This window comes from Scandinavium sp. (genome assembly GCF_036271055.1).
GTDB lineage: Bacteria > Pseudomonadota > Gammaproteobacteria > Enterobacterales > Enterobacteriaceae > Scandinavium.
The window spans coordinates 1-2258 of sequence record NZ_DATBBJ010000017.1; the positions used below are offsets into that span (position 1 = coordinate 1).

At 55.4% G+C, this 2258-nt stretch carries 1 protein-coding gene and 1 rRNA gene; both read left to right on the forward strand.

The window, feature by feature from the left end; all coding sequences use genetic code 11:
- On the forward strand, positions 1-226 hold a 226-nt coding region (locus tag VH187_RS01695; RefSeq protein WP_329699767.1), incomplete at its 5' end, for a hypothetical protein.
- Positions 227-1054: 828 nt separating this feature from the next.
- A 16S ribosomal RNA gene (locus tag VH187_RS01700) occupies positions 1055-2258 on the forward strand; the annotation flags it as partial.

Consider the following 2258-nt stretch of genomic DNA (forward strand, 5'->3'; position numbering starts at 1 on the left):
GCGTATCTCAGGCGCTAGAGCTGGTCGGCCACCACGGCGCCGCGACTTCCACCGCCAGTACGATCTGAACCCGGCGCGGTGCCATTTAATCACGGTCTCCGGCTTCACGATCGCCAAGGCGCCCAGCACCTTCGGAGCCAAACGATACAAGCCTGCGAATATCAGACGGTCCAGCATCCCGAACGTCGGCCGTTTCGGCGATTGCCGCCGCAACACGTTAAGCTGATGACGCCGAATCGTGTTTTCAGCCTCAAGCGAGGCCCGCGACCGGAACGCTCCGACCAACGCCAACCAGATTAGGCTACCACCTCTCGCATAGGGCAGGAGCATCGCCCAATTCGATATCAGTTGCCAGCAAGATTGAGTTTCCGACAGGGGCGCCTACGCGACGCTGCCGATGATGTGGAACGGATTACCGCGTTCGCGTTGCTATTGATGTTCGCAGCGGGCGCAGTTGCTGTAATTCATTTGCCAGCGAACCCAAATGCGGCAGCCTGCGTAAGCAAGCTTTGGTTCCCGTTCTTCTGATGGCTCTCAAACATCGTGAGGCCTTCATGGCTTAAAAGCGGTTCGAAGCAGGCTCCTTCCGTTGACAACTTCGATCGGTGGGGACTATAACCCGGCCACTGAGCGCGGCCGTGCTTTGGCCCTTGGCCACGGCGACCTTCCGCGCCTCTGAAGCTCCTCACTACGATGAGTGAATCAACAGCCGACAGTAATCGGTTGTTATTTGTCGTCGAGTGAGTTCTTCAAATTTCCCAGAAATGGGAAGAACTCCCACGATTGGGAGATGGGTTCTTCGGATCCCGGGCTGTTTGACAAGTGAAGATGAAGAAAGAGAAACGTGGACGGCGGAGTCCTTGCGAGCCTCGGATAGTTGAAAGCTTCGGTTTTCATCTTTCGGGACTGGACGAAAGACTTCGGCGGTACACGTTTAAAGGTTACACCATCGTTGTCCGCGATGTGAATCGCAGACAGCTTGTTGGCTTCGGCTGACCAAAAAATGGTGGGACCTCGTCAAACGTTGTGATCAGCCGGTTTGAAGTTTCAAGTCCAACTTGAGAGTTTGATCCTGGCTCAGAGCGAACGCTGGCGGCAGGCTTAACACATGCAAGTCGAGCGGGCGTAGCAATACGTCAGCGGCAGACGGGTGAGTAACGCGTGGGAACATACCTTTTGGTTCGGAACAACACAGGGAAACTTGTGCTAATACCGGATAAGCCCTTACGGGGAAAGATTTATCGCCGAAAGATCGGCCCGCGTCTGATTAGCTAGTTGGTGAGGTAATGGCTCACCAAGGCGACGATCAGTAGCTGGTCTGAGAGGATGATCAGCCACATTGGGACTGAGACACGGCCCAAACTCCTACGGGAGGCAGCAGTGGGGAATATTGGACAATGGGCGCAAGCCTGATCCAGCCATGCCGCGTGAGTGATGAAGGCCCTAGGGTTGTAAAGCTCTTTTGTGCGGGAAGATAATGACGGTACCGCAAGAATAAGCCCCGGCTAACTTCGTGCCAGCAGCCGCGGTAATACGAAGGGGGCTAGCGTTGCTCGGAATCACTGGGCGTAAAGGGTGCGTAGGCGGGTCTTTAAGTCAGGGGTGAAATCCTGGAGCTCAACTCCAGAACTGCCTTTGATACTGAGGATCTTGAGTTCGGGAGAGGTGAGTGGAACTGCGAGTGTAGAGGTGAAATTCGTAGATATTCGCAAGAACACCAGTGGCGAAGGCGGCTCACTGGCCCGATACTGACGCTGAGGCACGAAAGCGTGGGGAGCAAACAGGATTAGATACCCTGGTAGTCCACGCCGTAAACGATGAATGCCAGCCGTTAGTGGGTTTACTCACTAGTGGCGCAGCTAACGCTTTAAGCATTCCGCCTGGGGAGTACGGTCGCAAGATTAAAACTCAAAGGAATTGACGGGGGCCCGCACAAGCGGTGGAGCATGTGGTTTAATTCGACGCAACGCGCAGAACCTTACCAGCCCTTGACATCCCGGTCGCGGACTCCAGAGACGGAGTTCTTCAGTTCGGCTGGACCGGAGACAGGTGCTGCATGGCTGTCGTCAGCTCGTGTCGTGAGATGTTGGGTTAAGTCCCGCAACGAGCGCAACCCCCGTCCTTAGTTGCTACCATTTAGTTGAGCACTCTAAGGAGACTGCCGGTGATAAGCCGCGAGGAAGGTGGGGATGACGTCAAGTCCTCATGGCCCTTACGGGCTGGGCTACACACGTGCTACAATGGCGGTGACAATGGGA